Consider the following 20,543-nt stretch of genomic DNA (forward strand, 5'->3'; position numbering starts at 1 on the left):
CGGACTCGGTTGCATCATCGGCTCTGCTTCGCTCAACGATTGCGCTGTCGGTTCTCGATCTCGGCGGCGCGGTCGGGATCGACCCACCAGGCATCCAGATCCAGGTTGTAGTGGGGGAAGGGCTCCTGCCAGCCGAACTTGTCCCAAAGCGCGATGCGGGTCGTGTCCAGGTGCCACTGGGGGATCACGTGGAAGCCCCAGCGCAGCACCCGGTCCAGGGCCTGGGCGGCGGTGTCCAGTGCCTCGCGGCTGTCGGCGGCGATCAGCCGGTCCACCAGGTCATCGATCACCGGGTCCTGCAGGCCGATCAGGTTGCGGCTCTGGGGGGCGTCGGCATACTCGCTGCCCCAGAACTCGCGCTGCTCGTTGCCCGGGTTGGCGGACTGCGGAAAGCTGCCCACGATGACGTCGAAATCGAAGCGGCGCAGGCGATTGAGGTACTGGTTGACGTCGACGATGCGGATGTCGCCCTGGACCCCGAGCCGGGCGAGGTTGCGCAGCAGGGGCTGGACGACGCGTTCGAACTGGGTGTCGAACAGCAGCACCTCGAGGGTCAGGGGCTCGCCGGTCCGGGCGTCGACGAGCATGCCGTCCGCGCGATTCTCGTAGCCGGCCTCATGCAGCAGATTCAAGGCCTCGCGCAGGCGGGCGCGCATGTCCTGGGGTTGCTCGATGGGCAGCGGCTGCTCGAACACCCGCTCCGGCAGCGCCTCGCGGTGCGGCTCGAGCAGGGCCAGCTCGCCCTCGCCGGGAAGGCCCTCGGCGGCCATCGCGGAGTTCTCGAAGTAGCTCCGGGTGCGCTCGTAGGCCCCGTAGAAGAGGTTCTGGTTCAGCCACTCGAAGTCGAAGGCCAGGTTGAGCGCCTCACGGACGCGCACGTCCTGGAACTTCTCCCGGCGCAGGTTGATGACATAGGCCTGCATGCCCGCCGGCTGGCCGTCGGGCACCTCCAGGCGTTGCACGAAGCCGGCCTCGGCGGCGGGGAAGTCGTAGGCGGTGGCCCAGTTGCGGGCGCTGGACTCGATGCGCATGTCGAGGTTGCCGGCCTTGAAGGCTTCCAGGGCCACGGTCTGGTCGCGATAGTAGTCGAACACCAGGCGGCCGATGTTGTGGCGGCCGCGGTTCACCGGCAGGTCCTGTCCCCAGTAGTCCTCGACCCGCGCATAGACGATGCGCCGGCCGGGGTCGACCCGGGCGATGCGGTAGGGGCCGGAGCCCAGCAGGGCGTCCCGGGTGGTGGCCTCGAAGTCGCGGCCCTCCCAGTAGTGGGCGGGCAGGACCGGCATCTGGCCGAGGATCAGCGGCAGCTCCCGGGACTCGCTGTCGGCCAGGTCGAAGTGCACGGTGTCCTCGTCCACGGCGCGGACCTCGGTGACGTCGGCGTAGTAGGCCCCGTAGAAGGGCTGTCCCTTCTCGGTGAGGGTCTCGAAGCTGAAGATCACGTCGGCGGTCGTCACCGGGGTGCCGTCGTGGAAGCGCGCCTCGGGGTGCAGGTCGAACTCGATCCACTGGCGGTCCGGGTCCAGCCGGATGCCCTCGGCCAGCAGCCCGTACATGGTGAACGGCTCGTCCGGGTTGGCGACCATCAGGGTGTCGTAGATCGCGTTGAGGCCCGTGGCCGGGGTGCCCTGGATGATGAAGGGGTTGGTGGAGTCGAAGCTGCCGGTGGCGGCCCGGGTCAGGGTGCCGCCCACCGGTGCCGCGGGATCGGCATGGGGGAAGTGGCTGAAGTCCGCGGGAAGCGCCGGCTCGCCATAGAGGGCGAGGGCATGGCGAGTGGGCACCTCGTCGGGACTGGCGGCCAGGGCGGGGCCTGCCGCCAGCGCCGTCAGCAGCAGCATGGTCGATCGCATCGGAGAGGATCCTTGTTCCGAGGAGGGGCCGGGGCCCGTCATCATCTACCGGAAAGTGTCAGCTGCTGGCCGGGTTGTAAAGTGTCGACCCGCTGGAGGTCGTTCCAGCGGGCCAGGTCGGAGATGGCCACGGCATGCCGGGTGGCGATGGCGGACAGGGTGTCGCCTCGCTGCACGACATGGATCCCGTCGCCACCGCCGGTCGCGGGGCTGGCCGCCTCCAATGCCGCCATGAGGGGGTCGGCACCGTCCACCGGCACCAGCAGCTCGCGGACCTGGCCGGGGCGGGCCGCCTCGGTGCGCAGGCCGGGGTTGAGATCGGCGAGCTGGCCCTTGGGCACGCCGGCCAGGCGGGCCGCCTCGCCCAGTCGGATCGTGCGGGTGACACGTACCCGGGCGAAGGCCGGTTCGGCGTCGATCTCCGGCAGGGCGACGTCATAGCGCTCCGGCTCGGCGATGATCGCGGCGATGGCCAGCAGCTTGGGGACATAGTCCATGGTCTCCGCCGGCAGGTCGAGGTCCCAGTAGCGGCCCTCCTGGCCGCGGGACTGGGCGATGCGCCGCGCCCGGTTCACCGTGCCCGCCCCGGCGTTGTAGGCGGCCAGCGAAAGCTCGATATCGCCCCCGTACCACTGGTCGGCCTGGTACTCGATGTAGTCCAGCGCCGCCTGGGTCGAGCGCACCACGTCGAGGCGTCCGTCCCAGGCGCCGTTGCGCCGGAGGCCCAGGGCATCGCCGGTCCGCGGCATGATCTGCCACAGGCCGGCGGCGCCGAAGTGGCTGCGCGCGCGAGGGTCGAAGGAGCTCTCCACGAAGGGGATCAGCGCGATCTCGCCGGGCAGCCCCCGGGACTCGACCCGCTCGAGGATCCAGGCCAGCCACGGGCGGGCCCGCTCGGTGATCTCGACGATGTTGTGGGGGCTTGAGCTGTATTCGTCGATCCAGCGCTGGACCCGCGCATGGCCGGCGTCGTCCTGCCACTGATCCCGCCACTGGAAGCTCTCGCGCAGGCGTGACCAGGCATCGCTGGGCTCCAGGTCGAGACTGTTCCAGAAATGCCGGCCGCCGGCGGGCTTGCCACGAGGACTGCTGGTGTAGGCGGGAGCGTCCACGGCCAGCCGGTCCTTCGGCAGGGTCGACGCCTGGCTGTAGGCGCCGTTGGCCAGTAGGGCCCCGGTCATGGCGAGGGTGCTGGCGAATCCGAGGAGTCGTCGGCGGGTGTGATAGGTCATTCGCTGGCCTCCTGGGCGCACGCCGGCCCGCCGCTCTGCGGCGGTGGCGGCGTCCATCGGGTATCGTGTCTCAGAAGGAATCTTTCCAGGCGCGCAGGGTGGCGAAGGTGGCGACGCTGCTGTCGGTGTCGCCGTGGGCCGAGGCGGCCCGGCGAACGCCGGCGTCGTCGCAGCGCAGGAAAGGATTGATGCGCCGCTCGCGCCCGATGGTGCTGGGCAGGGTGGGGCGGTCGAGCTCCCGGGCCCGCCGGCATTCCTGCTCGGCGGCGTCCACGTCGGTGTTGTCCGGGTCCGCGGCCCTGGCGAAGCGCAGGTTCGCCAGGGTGTACTCGTGGGCCGCGAAGACCAGGGTGTCCTCGGGCAGGCCCTGGAGGCGGGCCAGCGAGGCGTGCATCTGCTCGGGAGTCCCTTCAAACAGACGACCACAGCCGGCACTGAACAGGGTGTCGCCGCAGAACAGCAGCGGCGGGATACCGGCGGTGAAGAAGGCGATATGATCCAGGGTATGGCCGGGCACCTCGAGGACCTCGAACAGCCGGCCCATCACGCGCACCTCGTCCCCGGCGCCGACCCGCTCGTCGATGCCCGGGATATCGGGGTTGTGGGGGCCGATGACCCGCGGCGAGTAGCGCTGGATCAGCGCCGGCAGGCCGCCGGTGTGGTCGGGGTGGTGGTGGGTGATCAGCACGCAGCCCAGGTTGAGCCCCTCGCGTTCCAGCCACTCGATCACGGGGTCGGCATCGCCGGGGTCGACGACGCAGACATCGCCATTCGTGTCCTGCCGAAGCATCCAGATATAGTTGTCGCTAAAGGCGGGAATCGGTGTCACGCTCAACATGGGCTCGGAGTCCTCGCGCCTGGGCTGGTCTCGATGGAGCCGCTGGCGCCTTGAATAGATGTTCTGCAAAATCGAGTACTTTGGAGAGAAGAGCGCGACATGTCAAATTCGCAGGATGCGATGGCCCTGGCTCGCCTGGTAAGGGAGGGGCGCCGTTACTGGGCGAGTCCCGGCGGCCGGAGCGTCTGGCGCGCCGAGCGCGCCTGCCTGGGACCGCTGTGCGAGCGCTGGTTCGGGGTCAACGGACTCGAACTCGGCATGGCCCCGACGCTGGCCGACATGTGCCCGGTGCGTCACGCCCTGCGCTGGTCGCCCACCGCCGAGCTGGCGGAGGGCGACGCGACCCTGGTCTGTCCCCCGGATGCCCTGCCCCTGCCCGACGGCTGCCTGAGCCTGGTGGTGATCCATCACCTGCTCGAGGTGGCCCCGGACCCCCACCACCTGCTGCAGGAGGCGGCGCGGGTGACCGATGATGACGGCCACCTGATCCTGTTCGGCTGGGCGCCCTTCGGCGTGGCCGGCGTGAGCCGCCTGTGGCCGGAGCGCCGCCGGCACCTGCCCTGGCGTGGGCGCTGGCGGACCCCGGGGCGGCTCAGCGACTGGCTGGCGTTTGTCGATTTCGAGGCCCAGCGGGTAGACTACTGCGGCTTTCGTCTGCCCGGCGGTACCGCCCATAACGCCATGCTCGAGACCCTGGGCCGGCGGCACAACCTGCCGCTGGGCGACTGCTACATGATCCATGCCCGGCGCCGCTCCCAACTGGCCCAGACCCGCCGCGACCGGGTGGCCTTCCCGAGGCCTCTGGCCGGCTCGGCGCTGGGCAATGCCTCGCGGCAGTGCGGGCCGCAGCCGGAAAGGGTGACCGAGGGTGACTGACAGACCACAGGACCAGGCGCTTGGCGTGGTGACGATCTATACCGATGGTGCCTGCCGAGGCAACCCGGGGCCGGGCGGCTGGGGCGCGCTGCTGCTCAGCGGTCGTCACGAGAAGGCCCTCAAGGGGGCCGAGGCCGAGACCACCAACAACCGCATGGAGCTGATGGCCGCCATCATGGCCCTGCGCGAGCTCAAGCGCCCCTGCCGCGTGGCGCTGTGGACCGATTCCGATTACCTGCGCCGCGGCATCACCGAGTGGATCCATGGCTGGATCAAGCGAGGCTGGAAGACCGCCTCGCGGCAACCGGTCAAGAATGCCGAGCTGTGGCGTGCCCTCCACGAGGAGACCCGCCGCCATGTCATCGACTGGCACTGGGTCAAGGGCCACAGCGGCCATCCGGGCAACGAGCGGGCCGACGCCCTGGCCAACGAGGCCATCGACGAGATGCTGGCCGGGGCCTGACGGTCCCGGTGTCCCCTTGAACACCGAGCACGAGACGCGACCCAATGCGCCAGATCATCCTGGATACCGAGACCACCGGCATCGACCCCAAGGACGGCCACCGGCTGATCGAGATCGGGGCGGTGGAGATGGTCAACCGTCGCCTGACCGGCAACACCTACCATCAGTACATCAACCCCGAGCGCGAGATCGAGGCCGAGGCGGTGGCGATCCACGGCATCACCAACGAGCGGGTCGCCGACGAGCCGGTCTTCGCCGAGATCGCCGACGCCTTCTGGGCCTTCATCGAGGGCGCCGAGCTGGTGATTCACAACGCGCCCTTCGACGTGGGCTTCATCGACCACGAACTGGGCCTGCTCAATGCCGCCCGGGGAGAGCCGCGCCTGGGGCCGGTGGCCGACCACTGTCGCATCCTCGACACCCTGAGGATGGCCCGCGACAAGCATCCCGGCCAGCGCAATAGCCTGGATGCCCTGTGCAAGCGCTACGAGATCGAGAACGGTCACCGGGTGCTGCACGGCGCCCTGCTGGACAGCGAGATCCTCGCCGACGTCTACCTGGCGATGACCGGCGGCCAGACGGCGCTGTCGCTGGATGCCTCCACCGGCGGCGAGGGCGAGGGCGACAACGGCGGCGGCATGGCGATCCGCCGGCTGTCGCTCTCGCCGGGCCAACTGAGGGTGCAGGCCCCCGACGAGGCGGAACTCGCGGCCCATCGCGACAAGCTGGCGCGCATCCGCGAGGCCGCCGGCGAGTGTCGCTGGGACGGCCTGGACGGCTGGCCCGCCAGCCCCGAGGCCCCGGACTGATGCTGCGTCGCGAGTTGCCCCACGCCGAGGCCGCGGGGCGGGTGATCCGCCTGGCCGAGGGACGCATCGCGCCCGGGCCGGATGGCGGGCCCCTGCAGGAGGCGCAGCCGTGGACGGCCGCCATGCAGCCGCTGTGCTGGTGGCGGGACGAGCCCGTGGCGCTGTCCCTGGAGGAGGCCGCGGGGGACGACTGGCCGGAAGGCCGCGCCTGGCTGGCGCGCCTGCCCGAGTCCTGGTTCCCGCTGGTCTCCACGGCCCTGCAGGTGGGGGCCTGGCTGCGCCACCACCGCTTCTGTGGCTGCTGCGGCGCCCGCACCGCGCGCCTGGACCGCGAGTTCGCCATGCACTGTGCGCAGTGCGGCCATCGCAACTACCCGCGCATCTCGCCGTGCATCATCACCCTGGTGACTCACGGCGATGCGCTGCTGCTGGCGCGGAGCCCGCGCTTCCCGCCGGGGCGCTATTCCACCCTGGCCGGCTTCATCGAGCCGGGGGAGTCCGCCGAGGAGGCGGTCCGGCGGGAGATCCACGAGGAGGTGGGGCTGGCGGTGGGGCGGTTGCGCTACTTCCGCAGCCAGGCCTGGCCGTTTCCCCACTCGCTGATGCTGGGCTTCTTCGCCGAGGCGGCCAGTCGCCGCATTCGCATCGATGGCCAGGAGATCAGCGACGCCGCCTGGTTCTCGCCGACGCGGCTCCCCCAGTTGCCGCCGCTGTATTCCATCTCGCGGGCCCTGATCGAGACGCACCTGGCCGAGGTCGGCGCCCGGCGCTCCTGACGGGCGGGTCAGTTGGCCGGGAACAGGCTGCCCAGGCGGGTGGCCAGCATGATGTTGCCGTTGGCCTTCAGCTTGCCGCTCATGAAGGCGCTCATGCCGCTGATCTCGCCCTTCATCACGCCGCGCAGGGTCTTGGTGCTCAGGCTCAGGCTCACCGAGGGCTCCTCGTGTTCGCCCTTGCAGACCTCGAGGGTGCCATCCTTGACCACCAGGTAGTGGTCGCCGGCATCGCTGAAATGGAACTGGAAGATCTCGTCCATGTCGCGGGCGGCCGCTGCATTGAAACGGGCATGGAGCTTGTCGAGGGTGAGGTCGGACATCGGTTCGGTCTCCGCGGGTCGTCGTGGCTTGTGTTCAGGGGAGCCTATTTAAAACAAGTGTTTTAATCAAGGCGACTTGTGCGCCGACACCGCCATGGGCAGGATGGAAGCGGACATCGGGAGGAGGTGAGCGGTGAACGAATGGCTGACGGATTACGGCATGTTCCTGGCCCAGTTGCTGGCCGTGGTGGGCATCACCCTGCTGGCGATCCTGGTGGTGATGCGCGCCCGCGGGGCCGAAGGCGAACGCGTCCGCCTGCGGGTCGAGGAGCTCAACGACAGCCGTCGGCGTCGCCGCCGGCGGCTGCAGCTGGCGGCCAGTGAGCCGGGGGCGAGGAAGCGTCTCCTCAAGGCCTTCCGGCGCGATGACAAGGCCCGCGGCAAGCGCCATGTCCCCACCGAGTCCACCCCCACGGTCTGGGTGCTCGACTTCCACGGCGATCTCAAGGCCAGTGCCGCCGGACGGCTCGCCGAGGAGGTCTCGGCGGTGCTGGATGTCGCCGGCGAGGCCGACGAGGTGGTCGTACGCCTGGAGTCGGCCGGTGGCCTGGTCCATGCCTATGGCCATGCCGCCGCGGAGATGGATCGGCTGCGGGAGGCGGGGCTTATGACCACGGTGTGCGTGGACAAGGTCGCCGCCAGCGGCGGCTACCTGATGGCCTGCTGTGCCGACCGGCTGCGCGTCGCCCCCTTCGCGGTGCTGGGGTCCATCGGGGTGGTGGCGCAGTTGCCCAATCTGCACCGCCTGCTGAAGCGCCACGACATCGATGTGGAGGTGCTCACGGCGGGGCGCTACAAGCGCACCCTGACGGTGCTGGGCGAGAACACCGAGGAGGGCCGCGAGAAGTTCCTCGAGGACCTCGAGACCATCCATGGCCTGTTCAAGCGTCATGTGGCCGAGCGCCGCCCGGCGCTGGACATCGAGGCGGTGGCCACCGGGGAGGTCTGGTACGGGCGGGATGCCTTGGCGCGTGGCCTGGTCGACGAGCTCGGCACCAGCGAGGCCTACCTGGCCCAGCGCCTGGAGGATGCGCGGGTGGTGTCGGTGCGCCTGGAGCGTCGCCAGGGGCTCGCCGATCGCCTGGGGCTGGCGATCTCCCGCGGCGTGGAACGCGGGGCTCAGCGCGGTCTGGAGCTGCTGGATGCCAGCGGCTGGCAGAAGCGCTGAGCCGGGGCGGACGCCGCGGTCAGTCCGGCAGGCCGAGCCGGTCCAGGGCGTCGAGGATGATCCGCGCCCGCTCGCCGTTGAGGGAGTAGTAGATGGTCTGGGAGGCCCGCCGGGTGGAGACCAGATCCTCGCGCCGGAGGATGGCGAGGTGCTGGGACAGCGCCGACTGGCTCAGGGGCAGCCGGCGGTTGAGCTCGGTCACCGACAGCTCCGTGCCCTCCAGCAGGCAAAGGATGCGTAACCGGTTGTCATTGGCCATCGCCTTGAGCAGGGCGCTGGCCTGATCGATCACCACGTCCCCCCCCTCCAGCAGGTGCGATGCCCGGCGTTGCGAGTCGCTCATCTTTATCACCCCCGCGTGTTCGGGCCCGTGGCGCGTGCTCCCTGTTCGCCGGCACGGCCCCCCGATGTCGTGATTGTTCGGCTTCCTGCTGGCCGGTAGCTGCCTTCGTCTCCGTTCTCTGATTCAGCCATCACTCAATTATAGCCCACCGAGCGCCACCCTACCGCGGCCATCGCCGCGGGCGGGCAGGCTGTCTTTGTCGACAATATCCGTCTCCCTGTCGTTCTTTTGTCGAAGCTTAGCCCTTTGTCTGAGGTTTTTCTCGATTCGCTGTTCTAGAGTGTCAACAATCCAGTGAGCCACCCGTGCAACAGGCAGGATGTCCATGACCGCATATCGCAGCGAATTCCGTCGTTCCATCGAGCAGCCCGAGGCCTTCTGGGCCGAACAGGCCCGGCGGCTCCCCTGGTTCACCCCGCCGCAGACCGTGTTGCGCCATGACGACCAGGGGCATGCCCGCTGGTACGAGGACGGCGAGCTCAACCTCTGTCACGCGGCGCTGGACCATCATGTCGAGCAGGGGCGGGGGGACCAGCCGGCCGTCCACTGGGACTCGCCGGTCACCGGTGGCAAGCGGACCCTGAGCTTTCGCGAGATGCGCGACGAGGTGGCCCGTTTCGCCGGCGCCCTGAGGGGACTCGGGGTCGAGAAGGGCGACCGGGTCATCATCTACATGCCCATGGTGCCGGAGGCCCTGGTGGCCATGTATGCCTGTGCCCGTCTCGGGGCGGTGCACTCGGTGGTCTTCGGCGGCTTCGCCCCCCACGAGCTGGCGATGCGCATCGAGGACGCCGAGCCCAGGGTGGTGGTCGCCGCGTCCTGCGGCATCGAGGTCGACCGGGTGCTGCCCTACAAGCCCATCGTCGACGAGGCCATCGCCCAGAGTGCCTACAGGCCCGAGGCCTGTGTGGTGCTGCAGCGGGCGCAGCATCGGGCCGAACTCGGGGCCATCGACCATGACTGGGCCGATCTGGTGGCGCGGGCGGCGCCGGCGGAGTGCGTGCCGGTGAAGGCCACCGACCCGCTCTACGTGCTCTATACCTCCGGCACCACCGGCAAGCCCAAGGGCGTGGTGCGGGACACCGGCGGCTATGGCGTGGCCCTGCACTATTCCATGGAGGTCGTCTATGACATGGCGCCGGGGGAGGTGTTCTTCTCCGCCTCCGACGTGGGCTGGGTCGTCGGCCACTCCTATATCGTCTATGCGCCGCTGCTGCGGGGCTGCACTACCGTGGTCTACGAGGGCAAGCCGGTGCGTACCCCCGATGCGGGGGCCTTCTGGCGACTGATCGCCGAATACCGGGTGAAGAGCTTCTTCACCGCGCCCACCGCCTTTCGCGCCATCAAGAAGGAGGACCCGGAGGGCCTGCGGCTCGCCGAGCACGATATCTCCTGCCTGAAGGCGCTGTTCCTGGCCGGCGAGCGCCTGGACCCGCCGACCTTCCACTGGCTGGAGGACCTGCTGACGGTGCCGGTGGTCGACCACTGGTGGCAGACCGAGACGGGGTGGCCCATCGCCGCCAACCTCCAGGGCCTCGAGCCCATGCCCACCAAGGCCGGTTCGGCCACCGTGCCGGTGCCGGGTTTCGATGTGCAGGTCCTGAACCGCGAGGGCCAGCCGGCCCCGGCGCTGGAGCAGGGCAGCGTGGTGATCAAGCAGCCCCTGCCGCCCGGCTGCCTGGCGGGCATCTGGCGCGATCCCCAGCGCTTCCACAGCGCCTACATGGCGGCCTTTCCCGGCTATTACCTGACCGGTGACGGGGGCTACTTCGACGAGGACGGCTACCTGTTCATCATGGGGCGCACCGACGATGTCATCAATGTGGCCGGCCACCGGCTCTCCACCGGCGAGATGGAGGAGGTGGTCGGTGCCCATCCGGCCGTCGCCGAGTGTGCCGTGATCGGCATCCACGATGCCCTCAAGGGCCAGGTGCCGGTGGGCCTGGTGATCCCCAAGGACGGCTTCGATGGTGACGAGCTGGCCCTCGAGAACGAGCTGATCGCCCGGGTGCGGGAGCGCATCGGCCCCATCGCCTGCTTCAAGCAGGTGCTGGTGGTGGATCGCCTGCCCAAGACCCGCTCCGGCAAGATCCTGCGCAAGCTGCTGCGCAATATCGCCGACGGCCAGGCGTTCGGCATTCCCTCGACCATCGACGACCCCGCGAGCCTCGAGGATGTCCACGAGGCCATGAAGAACCGGGAGGTAGGGGACGCCCACCAGGCGCGCCGGGTCTAACCGGCCGACGTCGGGGCTGCGTGGGCGGCGCGGCCCCGACGAGGTGGGACTATCGCAGATAGCGGCATCGCTCGCGGCTGATCCGTCGACAAGCCCCGGGGTGCCGGACCATCGAGGAGGCGCTGTGAACCCATCCCTGGGCGCTACCGACGCCCTGCGGCGCTCTCGCATCCTGCTCCGCTTGCAGGACCGGTGCTGGCCATCCATGGCCAGCCCGTTCGGAGCGGTGCTCCTCACCCATGGCGTAGACATGATGGATTGACCTGCCCCGCCTCAACGTCGTGGGTTACGTTGAGGTTGGGCAACAACACAGAGCCACTATTGAGGGAGGCAGGTCATGACACAGTCTAACGCAACTCATCAGGCCGTTGTGGAGCGCACTGTCGCCGAGCGGCTCAACGCCGCCGGCGATGTCCACGCCGCTTATATCGGGCTGGATGTGCACAAGGCGAGCATCTCCGTGGCGATCGCCGAGGCAGGCCGCCAGGCGCCCGAGTTCCGTGGCGAGATCCCCAACGAGCCCAAGGCCATCGACAAGCTGATTCGCCAGCTGAGCGAGCGCTTCGCGGGGCAGCCGCTGCTGTTCAGCTACGAGGCGGGTCCCTGTGGCTATGGGGTCTATCACCAGGTCCAGGCGAGTGGCCATGACTGTGAGGTCGTTGCTCCGTCATTGATCCCTCGCCGAGCCGGCGATCGCGTCAAGACCGACCGCCGTGATGCGCAGATGCTGGCGCGTCTGTCGCGTTCCGGTGAGCTGACGCCGGTGTGGGTGCCGACACCCGAGCAGGAGGCGATCCGTGACCTGACGCGAGCCCGGGAGGACATGAAAGCCATCGAGCTCAAGGCGCGACAGCGGCTGGGCGCCTTCCTGCTGCGACATGGCAAGGTCTATGGGGGCAAGAGCAAGTGGGTCCCGGTGCACTTCCGCTGGCTGGAGACGGTCCGCTTCGACACCCCGGTTCAGCAGCTCGTGCTGGAGGAGTACGTAGAGGCCGTGAAGGAGGCTCAACGCCGCGTGGCCGGCCTGGAAAAGCAGATGGCAGCGGCGCTGTCGAGCTGGTCGCTGGCGCCGGTCGTCGAGGCGCTGATGGCGATGCGCGGGATCGGCCTGATCACGGCGATGACGGTGCTCGCCGAACTCGGCGACATCAGTCGCTTCGATTCGCCGCGGCAGCTGATGGCTTATCTGGGCTTGGTCCCCAGCGAGCACTCCAGCGGCGGCAGCCGACGTCAGGGTGGCATCACCAAGACCGGCAACGGCCATGTCCGACGCGTGCTGGTGGAGGCTGCCTGGAACTATCGTTTCCCCGCACGCAAGACGCGAATCATCCAGCAACGGGCCGAGCGCACCTCGCCAACGGTCCAGGCGATGGCCTGGGAGGCCCAGAAACGCCTGTGCGGGCGTTACCGCCGGCTGGCGGCCACAGGCAAGCTAAAGCAGCAGGTCACCACCGCGGTGGCGCGAGAGCTGGCAGGTTTCCTGTGGGCCATCGCCTGTGAGGCCATGGGCAAGCCGCACGGTAGCCGGGCCACGGCATAATGGCCGCGTCCCAGTGTCTACGTGTCAGGGAGCGTCGGGCCGGTAGGAGAACCCCTGGCGGTCCTATGAGGCATCCGCCCTCCGGGGCCGGGTGACCCTCGAGCGTAGAGCGGGGTAGCTCCGCGACGAAGTGATGACAGGTCGGTACCCAACCCACGAATACCAGAGAGATCCACCGTCGCTGATAGCCCCTCGCTCCCTGACCGGTAGGCATTGAGGACAACCGCATGCAGTAGAGACAACCGAGTCCCTTGACAGGTCAATCCATACCAGGACCTCCTCTTCGGCTTGTCCCCGGCGCCTCTCGTCAGACCCAACTGCGATAGCCTGCATGACATGAGAGCGGGTTTGGCCGGGGCGGGGCGGCTGCGTATAATGCGCGCGTCTTCCGCCGGCTGCCCACCGCAGTCCCGATCCCTTCATGGCCGCCCACTGGCCGGAGATCGCCTGGGTGGACTACGCCATCAAGCTGGGCATCAGCCTGGTGCTCTGATTCCCAAGGAGACCCCGATGACCATCGCGCTCAACCATCTCGACACCGGCGGCGAGGGTACGCCGCTGGTGGTCATCCATGGGCTGCTGGGCAGCGCCGACAACTGGCGTTCCCATGTCAAGCAGTGGCAGGCCGCGCGGCGGGTCATCGCCGTGGACCTGCGCAACCACGGCCGCTCCCCGCATGCTGCGGGGATGGCCTACACCCAGATGGCCGATGACCTCCTGGCCCTGCTCGACCGGCTCGAGGTGCCGCGCGTCCACCTGCTCGGCCATTCGATGGGCGGCAAGGTGGCCATCAGCCTGGCGCGCCTGGCGCCCGAGCGGGTGGCCTCGCTGATCGTTGCCGATATCGCCCCCCGGGCCTACGGCCATGGCCATGACGCCATCTTCGCCGCGCTGCGCCGGGTCGAGGCCGGGGCGCCGGCCAACCGGGGCGAGGCCGATGCGCTGCTCGCCGAGCATGTCGCGGAGCGCCCCGTTCGCCTCTTCCTGGCGACCAACCTGGAGCGCGCCGAGGCGGGCCAGCTGCGCCTGCGCATCGGCCTGGACGAGATCGAGGGGGATTACGAGGCGATCAGGGCGGCGCCGGCCGGCGAGGGCGCCTTCACGGGGCCGACCCTGGTGATCCGCGGCTCCCGCTCCGACTATGTCACCGACGCCATGCTGCCGGCACTCCACGAGGTGTTGCCCGGGGCGCGGGTGGTGACCCTGGAGGCCGGCCACTGGCTGCACGCCGAGCGGCCCGAGGCCTTCCAGGATGCGGTCAACGCCTTTCTCGACGAGCAGGTCGATTGACCCTCACGGCCGGGTGCCGGGGTCGACGGCCAGGCGCCCGACCGGCAGGCGCTCGTCGATGAGCCCGGCCTCGAACAGGAAGCGCTCGAAGTCGGCATAGCGGGATTGCGAGAGGGCGGCCGGGGCCAGGCTGAGGCGGGCGCGGATCTCCGGCCAGGCGGCGCGGTTGGCCGGCGTGTCCAGCGTCGGCTCGGCCGCCGCCAGCAGCGGCCAGCTCTCCTCGGGGTGCTCGAGGATCCAGGCGGTCGCCTCCTCGAGGGCGTCCACGAAGCGTCGGATGGCGTCCCGCTGCCGGCTCAGGTGGTCCCGGTTGGCCACCAGGACGAGCCCGTCGTGACGCGGCACGCCGAAGTCCTCCACCGGCCGGGTCGTGGTCGCCAGGCCATCGTCGGCCAGCGCCCGCGGCAGCAGGTGGCGCCCCGCGTCGATCACCCCGTCCACGCGAGCCTCGCGCATGGCCTGTTCCATCCCGAAATGCAGGTCGGGGCTGTCGATCTCCTCGCGGGCGACATCCTGGCTGGCCAGCAGGGTGGCCAGCAGGATTGCCTCGCCGTCCCGGTTGGCGTGGCCGATCCGTGCCCCCGTCAGGCTTGATGGCGAGGGGAAGTCGGCATCGGTGCGCATCACCAGCGCCGTCAGCGGCACGCCGACCAGGGTGGCCACCCGCACCAGCGGCTTGCCGCGATGGACGAGCAGGTGGAGCAGCGGCTGCCGGGTCACGGCCAGGTCGATGCGCGAGGCGGCGAGCAGCTTGGTGGGCACGTCCGGATCGGCCGGGGTGACGATCTCCACCTCCAGGCCCCGGTGGGCGAAGAGATCCCGCTCCCGGGCCACGAAGAGTGCCGCGTGGCGGGGGCTGGGGTACCAGTCGAGCATCACCTCGAGCCGGCGCACCGGCGGCGGCGCGATGGGCTGCGCCGGCCCCACGGCCACGGCGGGCGCGGTGGGGTGCGTCGGGGTGTCCACCGCCGGCCCGTTGGGCAGGGTGTGGAAGGCGGCCAGCGGATCCGGGCCAGGGGGCGCGGCCGGCCGCGACAGGTCGGGGACCATCACCTCGGTATCGAGGGGCGGGAAGCGCGATGGCGCCTCGTCGGCCTCCTGCGCGGCCACCGGGGGCGCGAGGGCGAGCAGGCCGCCGACGAACAGCAGCAGGGCCCGGGCCGGCCGGCGGCAGGAAGATGACAGCATGGCAGAGGCTCCAGCGACATGACGCGCGTCGTGCGACGTCCGGCGCTAGTCTATCGGCGCCGGGCAGGGGCTGGCCAGCCTGCCGCTCAACGTTGCCGCGGGCTTCGCGACCCGCCGACGGTCGTGAGATAATCCCGGCCCTCTCCCGAGGCAGGACGCCATGGATTCGATCAATACCCTCTTTCTGCTCAGCGGCTTCTTGATCGCCCTGAGCATCCTCGCCAGCCGCCTTTCCACCCTGGTCGGCGTGCCCTTGCTGCTGATCTTCCTCGGGCTCGGCATGCTGGCCGGGGAGGAGGGGCTGCTGGGCATCCAGTTCGACGACTATGCGCTGGCCTTCCTGATCGGCCATCTGGCCCTGGCGATGATCCTGCTCGACGGCGGACTGCGCACCCGGCTCAAGACCTTCCGGGTGGGCTTCAAGCCGGCGCTGTCCCTGGCCACCCTGGGGGTCTTCGTCACCAGCGCCCTGGTCGGGGCGATCGCCATGGCGGTCTTCGAACTGACCCTGGTCCAGGGGCTGCTGGTCGGTGCGATCGTCGGCTCCACTGACGCCGCCGCGGTCTTCTCGATGCTCGGCGGCCGCGGCATCAACCTCAACGAGCGAGTGGGGGCGACGCTGGAGATCGAGTCGGGGACCAACGATCCCATGGCGATCTTCCTGACGCTGATGCTGGTGGAGGTGCTGGTCGGGGAGATCGGCGGCGTGCTCGAGACCGCGCTCTTCTTCCTGCGCCAGTTCGGGCTGGGGATCGTCATCGGCGTCGGGGCGGGCTGGCTGATCGCGCGGCTGATCAGTTGGCTGGACCTGGCGCCGGGCCTCTACTCGTTGCTGGCCCTGGCCCTGGGGTTCTGCGTCTTCGGACTGACCAGTGCCCTGGGGGGGAGTGGCTTCCTGGCCATCTACCTGGCGGGGCTGATGATCGGCAACCGGCCCGGGCGCCATCTCAACTTCATCCTGCCGGTCCATGACGGCCTGGCCTGGCTGAGCCAGATCGGCCTGTTCCTGGTGCTGGGCCTGCTGGTGACCCCCAGCGAGATGCTGGAGTATGCCCTGCCGGCCACCGCGGTGGCCCTGGCGCTGATCTTCGTGGCGCGTCCCCTGGCCGTGCTGGTGGCCATCAAGCCGTTCTTCCGCTTCCGCTGGCGGGAGGTCGGCTTCATCGCCTGGGTGGGGCTGCGCGGCGCGGTGCCCATCGTGCTGGCGATCTTCCCGGTGATCGGCGGGGTGGAGAACGCCTCGCTGTACTTCAACGTCGCCTTCGCGGTGGTGCTGCTGTCGCTGCTGATCCAGGGCGGCACGCTGCCGTGGGTGGCCCGGTGCCTGAAGGTCCAGCTGCCGCCCATGGTGGCGCCCAATCGGCGTGGGCCCCTGGGGATCCAGACGGACAACGACTTCGAGATGTTCGTCTATGTGGTCGAGAACGCCGACCTCGAGGACGTGCCGATCCGCCTGCTGCGCTTCCCCTCGGGAGCCCTGATCGCCTCGCTGTTCCGCGAGGGCGTGATGCTGCACCCCAAGGGCAGCACTCGACTGTGTCGCGGCGATGTGCTCTGCGTGATCGGCCGCACCGACGACCTGCCGGCCCTCAACCGGCTGTTCAACGGCGATGCCACCCTCAAGCGCGAACGGGCCTTCTTCGGCACCTTCACCTTCGACGGGGCGGCGCGCATGGGCGACGTGGCCGATGCCTACGGGCTCACGCTCAGCCCCGGTGAGCAGGACATGACGCTGGCCGATTTCATCTCGTTGCGGGTCGGTGGCCACCCGGTGGTGGGCGATGACGTGGACTGGCACGGCATCCACTGGGTGGTCAGCGAGATGGATGGCAACCGGGTGACCCGGGTGGGGCTGCGTCTCTACTGACCGGTCGGGGAGCGACGGGCGCCGTGACAGCGCGAGAGGGATGGTCGAGACTGTGACGAGTGGGCAGCCTCGGAGACCGTCCCCATGAACGTCATTGTGGTCAGCTATGTGCCGGGCAGTGACCTGCTCGTTTCTCTGGCAGTCGACCGGCCACCGCGCCCCGGTGACGTGCTGCACGTCGATGACCGGTCGGTACGCGTGCTGCGTGCCATCCCGCTGGTGGCGGTTCACGGCCACGCCTACTCGGTGGTGGTCGCCGAGCTCCCGGCATCGGCCGGCGACACATTTCCCCTGGAAGGAGAGTCGCGAGTGGCGACCGAGGGGCACACGTCGCTTGGCTTGGCCGGCGGAAGCGCCTTGCCCCCCACCTAGAGCGTCAGGCGTTGTCTCGACTCGCCGTCTTCTCCCTCCGATCGCTAGCGGTGCCCCTCGGCACATCGGTCATCGCTGGCTCCTTCCTCATTCCGCGCCTGTCGCTGGCTTGCATCGGCCCTGGCCGAGGGGCGTGCTCGCCGATGCAACCGCCAGCGTCGACACACCAGGGAGAGAGGCATGATTCGCCATGAGATGAACCGCCGGGGGCGTGACTTCTTCGTCGGCGACCTGCACGGCGAATATGACTTGCTGTCGGCTCGGCTGAGAGGGGTCGATTTCGACGAGCGCGTGGATCGCCTGTTCTCGGTGGGCGACCTGATCGACAGGGGCCCGGCCTCGCTGGCCTGCCTGCGGCTGGCCCGTCAGCCCTGGTTCCATGGGGTGCGCGGCAATCACGAAGTGATGGCGCATGAGGCCCTGTGCGTCGATGACGCCGCCATGCCCCTATGGCGGATCAACGGGGGCGGCTGGGCCCTGGACGAGTCGCTCGATGAGGTCAGGCGGGTCCTGAAGGAGGCCCTGCACCATCTGCCCTTTGCCCGTGAGGTGAGGGTGGGCGAGCGGCGTATCGGCCTGGTACACGCCGAGCCGCCGGCGGATTGGGCACGGATCGAGGAATGCGACCGTCATGCACTGGTATGGGGGCGAGAGCGCATCCGGCAGGGCGACACCACCCCGGTGACCGGTATCGATGCCGTGGTCGTCGGTCACACCATCGTGGAGGCCCCCAGGGTGCTCGGCAATGTGCATTACCTCGATACCGGCGCCTTCCTGACCGGACGCCTGACCCTGGTCGAGGCCCGGGATCTGCTGGGATGACGCCGGCAGCGGGAAGAGGAGGAGTCGGCGCCCCTTCCCGGGGTGTGAGAGGAGAGTGTGGCATGATGCCGGCCCATCGACCACGCTACATCAGAAGAGCCCTATTAAAGAGCACCATGGAAAACGAGGGGCCTGCGCCCTGGCCGTTGCCGGTGACAGGCCCGTCTACGCAGGAGAGTCGACATGACAACGACCTTTCGGACCCTCGCCCGGTATGCCCTCAAGGTTCTCACCTGGGTCGCCTTCCTTGCCTTCGTGACGCTGGCGGCGGGCATGATCATGGCACACGGGGAGACCGCGCAGGGCCTCGGTGACTTCCTTGCCCCGCTCATCGTGGCCGGCCTGTTCCTGATCGCCCTGACTTGGCTCAGCGCCAAGGGGCAGCAGGCGTTGTCCCGGTCCGGATCGCGCCAGGGCTAGATCCCGGGTGCCTCTCTTATTCGTCTTCCTCGTCCTTGATTTCCAGCTCGACGTGGAAATGGGCCGGCCCGGTCAAGTTGACCAGGGCATCAAGGCTGAACTTGTTGATCCGCCCTTTCAGCAAGTCGTTGAGTCGGGGCTGGGTGACGCCGAGGCGCTGAGCCGCCTCAGCCTGAGTGACATTCCAGTCCCTGATGCGATCGGCGATCCGTGCCATCAGCTCGGAGCGCAGCCGCATGTTCAGGGCCTCTTCGGGGGTGTCCTCAATGGCATCCCATACGCTGTCATACCGTTCGATGGCCATGGTAATTCTCCTCGCCGAGTCTCAGGGCAGTTCCTTGTAGCGCTGCTTGCCGAACTCGATGTCTTTTCCCTATATCAGCTTCGATATAATAGGTTGGCCTATAGTAACTCGTCAATGCTGGCGCTGAACTCAGGTCCGGGCCGAGCGGCAAGTCCGAAAATCGGACTCGGCCCGGGCCAGAGGCGGGAGAATCCCGCCATTGGCGCCCGCAAGCGCGCTCCTCAGGGAGTGGGGAAACGGCTATCCTCAGCCTGAAGAGCCGAGATCCAGTAGTTTGTGGATGCTGGAGGGAATGTTGGGGCAACGAAAAAAGCGCCCGAAGGCGCTTGATTCTGAATATAAAGTGGCGGAGGGACAGGGATTCGAACCCTGGGAAGGCTCTCACCTTCGCCGGTTTTCAAGACCGGTGCATTCAACCGCTCTGCCATCCCTCCGGCTCACGGCGATGCATCCTACCAGTTTTTCCGTGGAGGTCAAGACCGTCGTGCGATCAAGGTGTTATCCGAATACCGTGCTGCCGGGCGGTCGCTGGCGCGGGGGTGGGGCATGACGGGGACGCGGTGGCCGAGGGTGGCGGTGTCGGCGGCGGTGGTGCGCGATGGCCGGATCCTGATGGTGCGGCGCGCCCATCCCCCCAACGCGGGGCGCCTGGCCCTGCCGGGGGGCAAGGTGGAGCCCGGCGAGTCGCTGCACCAGGCGGTGAGGCGCGAGCTGCGCGAGGAGACCGGCCTCGAGGGACGGGTGCGTGAGGTGGAGACGGCGCTGGATGTGTTCGACCGCGACAGCCAGGGAGCCCTCCGTGCCCACTTCGTCATCGTCGTCCTGCGGGTCGACTGGCAGGGCGGCGAGGCGGTGGCCGGCGGAGATGCCGAGGCGCTGTGCTGGCTGGATCTCGCCGCCCTCGAGGCCGCGGGCGACACGGTCTGCCGCTCCGCGGCCGAGATTGCCCGGAGGCTGCTGGCGGGGCGGCCGGCGCAGAATTGTCGTTGAAACCCGACAAGGCCGGTGCGCCGGTGCTTGCGTCGGGAACCGGCAGGCGGCATCCTGTGTCGTGAGAAGGGTCCACAAATAGGGAGCACTGGATCGATGGCTTACCAAGACACGCGAGTGACGAGTCAGCAGACACAGGCCGTCAGCACCAACAAGGTGTTACGAAACACCTACGGCCTGCTGGCGATGACGCTGCTGTTCTCCGCCATCACGGCGGGGGGCGCCATGGCCCTGGGCATTCAGCAGATGAATATCCTGGTGTTCTTCATCGGCGCCTACGGCCTGATGTTCCTGGTCCACAAGACCGCCAACTCCGCGGCCGGTCTGCTGGCGACCTTCGCCTTCACCGGCTTCATGGGCTTCACCCTGGGACCGATCCTCAGTGCCTATCTGGCGCTGCCCAATGGCGCCCAGCTGATCATGACGGCCCTGGGCCTGACCGGCCTGACCTTCTTCGGTCTCTCGGCCGTCGCCCTGGTGACCCGCAAGGATTTCAGCTTCCTCGCCAACTTCCTGATGGCGGGCGCCATCGTGCTGGTGCTGGCGATGGTCGCGGCGCTGATCTTCCAGATCCCGACCCTCTCGCTGATGGTGTCCGCCGGTTTCGTGCTCTTCGCCTCCGCGGCCATTCTCTACCAGACCAGCGAGATCGTGCATCGGGCCGGCGAGACCAACTACATCCTCGCCACCGTCACCCTCTATGTGTCGATCTACAACCTCTTCATCAGCCTGCTCTCCCTGCTGGGGATCATGAGCCAGGACTGACCGCCGCGGTTCCCCAGGCACGCGCATGGCTGGCCCCGCTACGGCGGGGCCAGCACGTTTACGACGAGGCC

21 protein-coding genes and 1 tRNA gene are annotated in these 20,543 nt (G+C 68.9%); 14 read left to right on the forward strand and 8 right to left on the reverse strand.

Annotated features, from left to right (window positions below; genetic code table 11):
* Nucleotides 1–32 precede the first annotated feature (32 nt).
* The 3 genes from FHR97_RS03350 to gloB all read right to left on the reverse strand — a co-directional run bounded on the left by FHR97_RS03350 (nucleotide 33) and on the right by gloB (nucleotide 3,923).
* Entirely contained in the window at nucleotides 33–1,853 is a 1,821-nt protein-coding gene (locus FHR97_RS03350) for an extracellular solute-binding protein (protein ID WP_183382317.1), read from the reverse strand.
* A 41-nt stretch (nucleotides 1,854–1,894) separates the two neighbouring features.
* The gene (locus FHR97_RS03355; protein WP_183382318.1) at nucleotides 1,895–3,085 is read right to left on the reverse strand and encodes a transglycosylase SLT domain-containing protein; all 1,191 of its coding nucleotides are present in this window, start codon (nucleotides 3,083–3,085) and stop codon (nucleotides 1,895–1,897) included.
* Between the two features lie 70 nt (nucleotides 3,086–3,155).
* A complete protein-coding gene (gene gloB / locus FHR97_RS03360; protein ID WP_183382319.1) occupies nucleotides 3,156–3,923 on the reverse strand; it encodes a hydroxyacylglutathione hydrolase in 768 nt (255 codons plus the stop codon).
* Nucleotides 3,924–4,022: 99 nt separating this feature from the next.
* Between gloB and FHR97_RS03365 the strand changes: the two genes are divergently transcribed.
* The 4 genes from FHR97_RS03365 to nudC are packed head-to-tail and all read left to right on the forward strand — an operon-like array spanning nucleotide 4,023 to nucleotide 6,847.
* Nucleotides 4,023–4,799, forward strand: a complete 777-nt coding sequence (locus FHR97_RS03365; RefSeq protein WP_183382320.1) for a class I SAM-dependent methyltransferase — start codon at nucleotides 4,023–4,025, stop codon at nucleotides 4,797–4,799.
* Nucleotides 4,792–5,262 carry a ribonuclease HI gene (gene rnhA / locus FHR97_RS03370; RefSeq protein WP_183382321.1) on the forward strand — a complete coding sequence of 157 codons (471 nt, stop codon included), beginning with the start codon at nucleotides 4,792–4,794 and terminating at the stop codon, nucleotides 5,260–5,262. Before FHR97_RS03365 ends, rnhA begins: the two co-directional genes overlap by 8 nt.
* 44 nt (nucleotides 5,263–5,306) lie before the next feature.
* Nucleotides 5,307–6,071 (forward strand): DNA polymerase III subunit epsilon, encoded by a 765-nt coding sequence (dnaQ, locus tag FHR97_RS03375; protein ID WP_183382322.1) that lies wholly within the window; start codon nucleotides 5,307–5,309, stop codon nucleotides 6,069–6,071.
* Complete coding sequence (nudC, locus tag FHR97_RS03380) at nucleotides 6,071–6,847, forward strand: NAD(+) diphosphatase (protein ID WP_183382323.1); 777 nt, start codon at nucleotides 6,071–6,073, stop codon at nucleotides 6,845–6,847. The genes dnaQ and nudC overlap by 1 nt, the downstream gene beginning before the upstream one ends.
* Before the next feature lie 8 nt (nucleotides 6,848–6,855).
* Here the strand turns inward: nudC and FHR97_RS03385 are convergent, their stop codons facing one another.
* Nucleotides 6,856–7,167, reverse strand: a complete 312-nt coding sequence (locus FHR97_RS03385) for an SCP2 sterol-binding domain-containing protein (protein WP_183382324.1) — start codon at nucleotides 7,165–7,167, stop codon at nucleotides 6,856–6,858.
* A 133-nt stretch (nucleotides 7,168–7,300) separates the two neighbouring features.
* Between FHR97_RS03385 and sohB the strand changes: the two genes are divergently transcribed.
* Nucleotides 7,301–8,335, forward strand: coding sequence for a protease SohB (sohB, locus tag FHR97_RS03390; RefSeq protein WP_183382325.1), 1,035 nt, complete (start codon nucleotides 7,301–7,303; stop codon nucleotides 8,333–8,335).
* Nucleotides 8,336–8,354: 19 nt separating this feature from the next.
* Here sohB and FHR97_RS03395 read toward each other — a convergent pair whose 3' ends face one another.
* Nucleotides 8,355–8,678, reverse strand: coding sequence for an ArsR/SmtB family transcription factor (locus FHR97_RS03395; protein WP_183382326.1), 324 nt, complete (start codon nucleotides 8,676–8,678; stop codon nucleotides 8,355–8,357).
* A gap of 325 nt (nucleotides 8,679–9,003) precedes the next feature.
* On the opposite strand from FHR97_RS03395, the gene FHR97_RS03400 reads away from it, so the two are divergent.
* From FHR97_RS03400 to FHR97_RS03410, 3 genes are all read left to right on the forward strand, one after another.
* Entirely contained in the window at nucleotides 9,004–10,914 is a 1,911-nt protein-coding gene (locus FHR97_RS03400; RefSeq protein ID WP_183382327.1) for a propionyl-CoA synthetase, read from the forward strand.
* A 337-nt stretch (nucleotides 10,915–11,251) separates the two neighbouring features.
* Nucleotides 11,252–12,454 (forward strand): IS110 family RNA-guided transposase, encoded by a 1,203-nt coding sequence (locus tag FHR97_RS03405; protein WP_246403703.1) that lies wholly within the window; start codon nucleotides 11,252–11,254, stop codon nucleotides 12,452–12,454.
* Nucleotides 12,455–12,964: 510 nt separating this feature from the next.
* Nucleotides 12,965–13,744: an alpha/beta fold hydrolase gene (locus FHR97_RS03410; protein ID WP_183382328.1), complete on the forward strand. Its 780-nt coding sequence runs from the start codon at nucleotides 12,965–12,967 to the stop codon at nucleotides 13,742–13,744.
* A 3-nt stretch (nucleotides 13,745–13,747) separates the two neighbouring features.
* Here FHR97_RS03410 and FHR97_RS03415 read toward each other — a convergent pair whose 3' ends face one another.
* Nucleotides 13,748–14,932, reverse strand: a complete 1,185-nt coding sequence (locus FHR97_RS03415; protein WP_183382329.1) for an ABC transporter substrate-binding protein — start codon at nucleotides 14,930–14,932, stop codon at nucleotides 13,748–13,750.
* A 160-nt stretch (nucleotides 14,933–15,092) separates the two neighbouring features.
* On the opposite strand from FHR97_RS03415, the gene FHR97_RS03420 reads away from it, so the two are divergent.
* From FHR97_RS03420 to FHR97_RS03435, 4 genes are all read left to right on the forward strand, one after another.
* The gene (locus FHR97_RS03420; RefSeq protein ID WP_183382330.1) at nucleotides 15,093–16,799 is read left to right on the forward strand and encodes a potassium/proton antiporter; all 1,707 of its coding nucleotides are present in this window, start codon (nucleotides 15,093–15,095) and stop codon (nucleotides 16,797–16,799) included.
* Nucleotides 16,800–16,883: 84 nt separating this feature from the next.
* On the forward strand, nucleotides 16,884–17,171 hold the full coding sequence (locus FHR97_RS03425; RefSeq protein WP_183382331.1) for a hypothetical protein: 288 nt from the start codon (nucleotides 16,884–16,886) through the stop codon (nucleotides 17,169–17,171).
* A gap of 180 nt (nucleotides 17,172–17,351) precedes the next feature.
* Complete coding sequence (locus FHR97_RS03430; RefSeq protein ID WP_183382332.1) at nucleotides 17,352–17,993, forward strand: metallophosphoesterase; 642 nt, start codon at nucleotides 17,352–17,354, stop codon at nucleotides 17,991–17,993.
* A 183-nt stretch (nucleotides 17,994–18,176) separates the two neighbouring features.
* On the forward strand, nucleotides 18,177–18,413 hold the full coding sequence (locus tag FHR97_RS03435; protein ID WP_183382333.1) for a hypothetical protein: 237 nt from the start codon (nucleotides 18,177–18,179) through the stop codon (nucleotides 18,411–18,413).
* 16 nt (nucleotides 18,414–18,429) lie between these two features.
* Here the strand turns inward: FHR97_RS03435 and FHR97_RS03440 are convergent, their stop codons facing one another.
* Nucleotides 18,430–18,717 carry a helix-turn-helix domain-containing protein gene (locus tag FHR97_RS03440; RefSeq protein ID WP_183382334.1) on the reverse strand — a complete coding sequence of 96 codons (288 nt, stop codon included), beginning with the start codon at nucleotides 18,715–18,717 and terminating at the stop codon, nucleotides 18,430–18,432.
* 344 nt (nucleotides 18,718–19,061) lie between these two features.
* Nucleotides 19,062–19,151 (reverse strand) — tRNA-Ser (locus FHR97_RS03445).
* Between the two features lie 112 nt (nucleotides 19,152–19,263).
* On the opposite strand from FHR97_RS03445, the gene FHR97_RS03450 reads away from it, so the two are divergent.
* Nucleotides 19,264–19,707 carry an NUDIX hydrolase gene (locus FHR97_RS03450; RefSeq protein WP_183382335.1) on the forward strand — a complete coding sequence of 148 codons (444 nt, stop codon included), beginning with the start codon at nucleotides 19,264–19,266 and terminating at the stop codon, nucleotides 19,705–19,707.
* Between the two features lie 96 nt (nucleotides 19,708–19,803).
* Nucleotides 19,804–20,472: a Bax inhibitor-1/YccA family protein gene (locus tag FHR97_RS03455; RefSeq protein ID WP_183382336.1), complete on the forward strand. Its 669-nt coding sequence runs from the start codon at nucleotides 19,804–19,806 to the stop codon at nucleotides 20,470–20,472.
* Nucleotides 20,473–20,543 lie beyond the last annotated feature (71 nt).

Source organism: Halomonas stenophila, from assembly GCF_014192275.1.
Classification (GTDB): domain Bacteria; phylum Pseudomonadota; class Gammaproteobacteria; order Pseudomonadales; family Halomonadaceae; genus Halomonas; species Halomonas stenophila.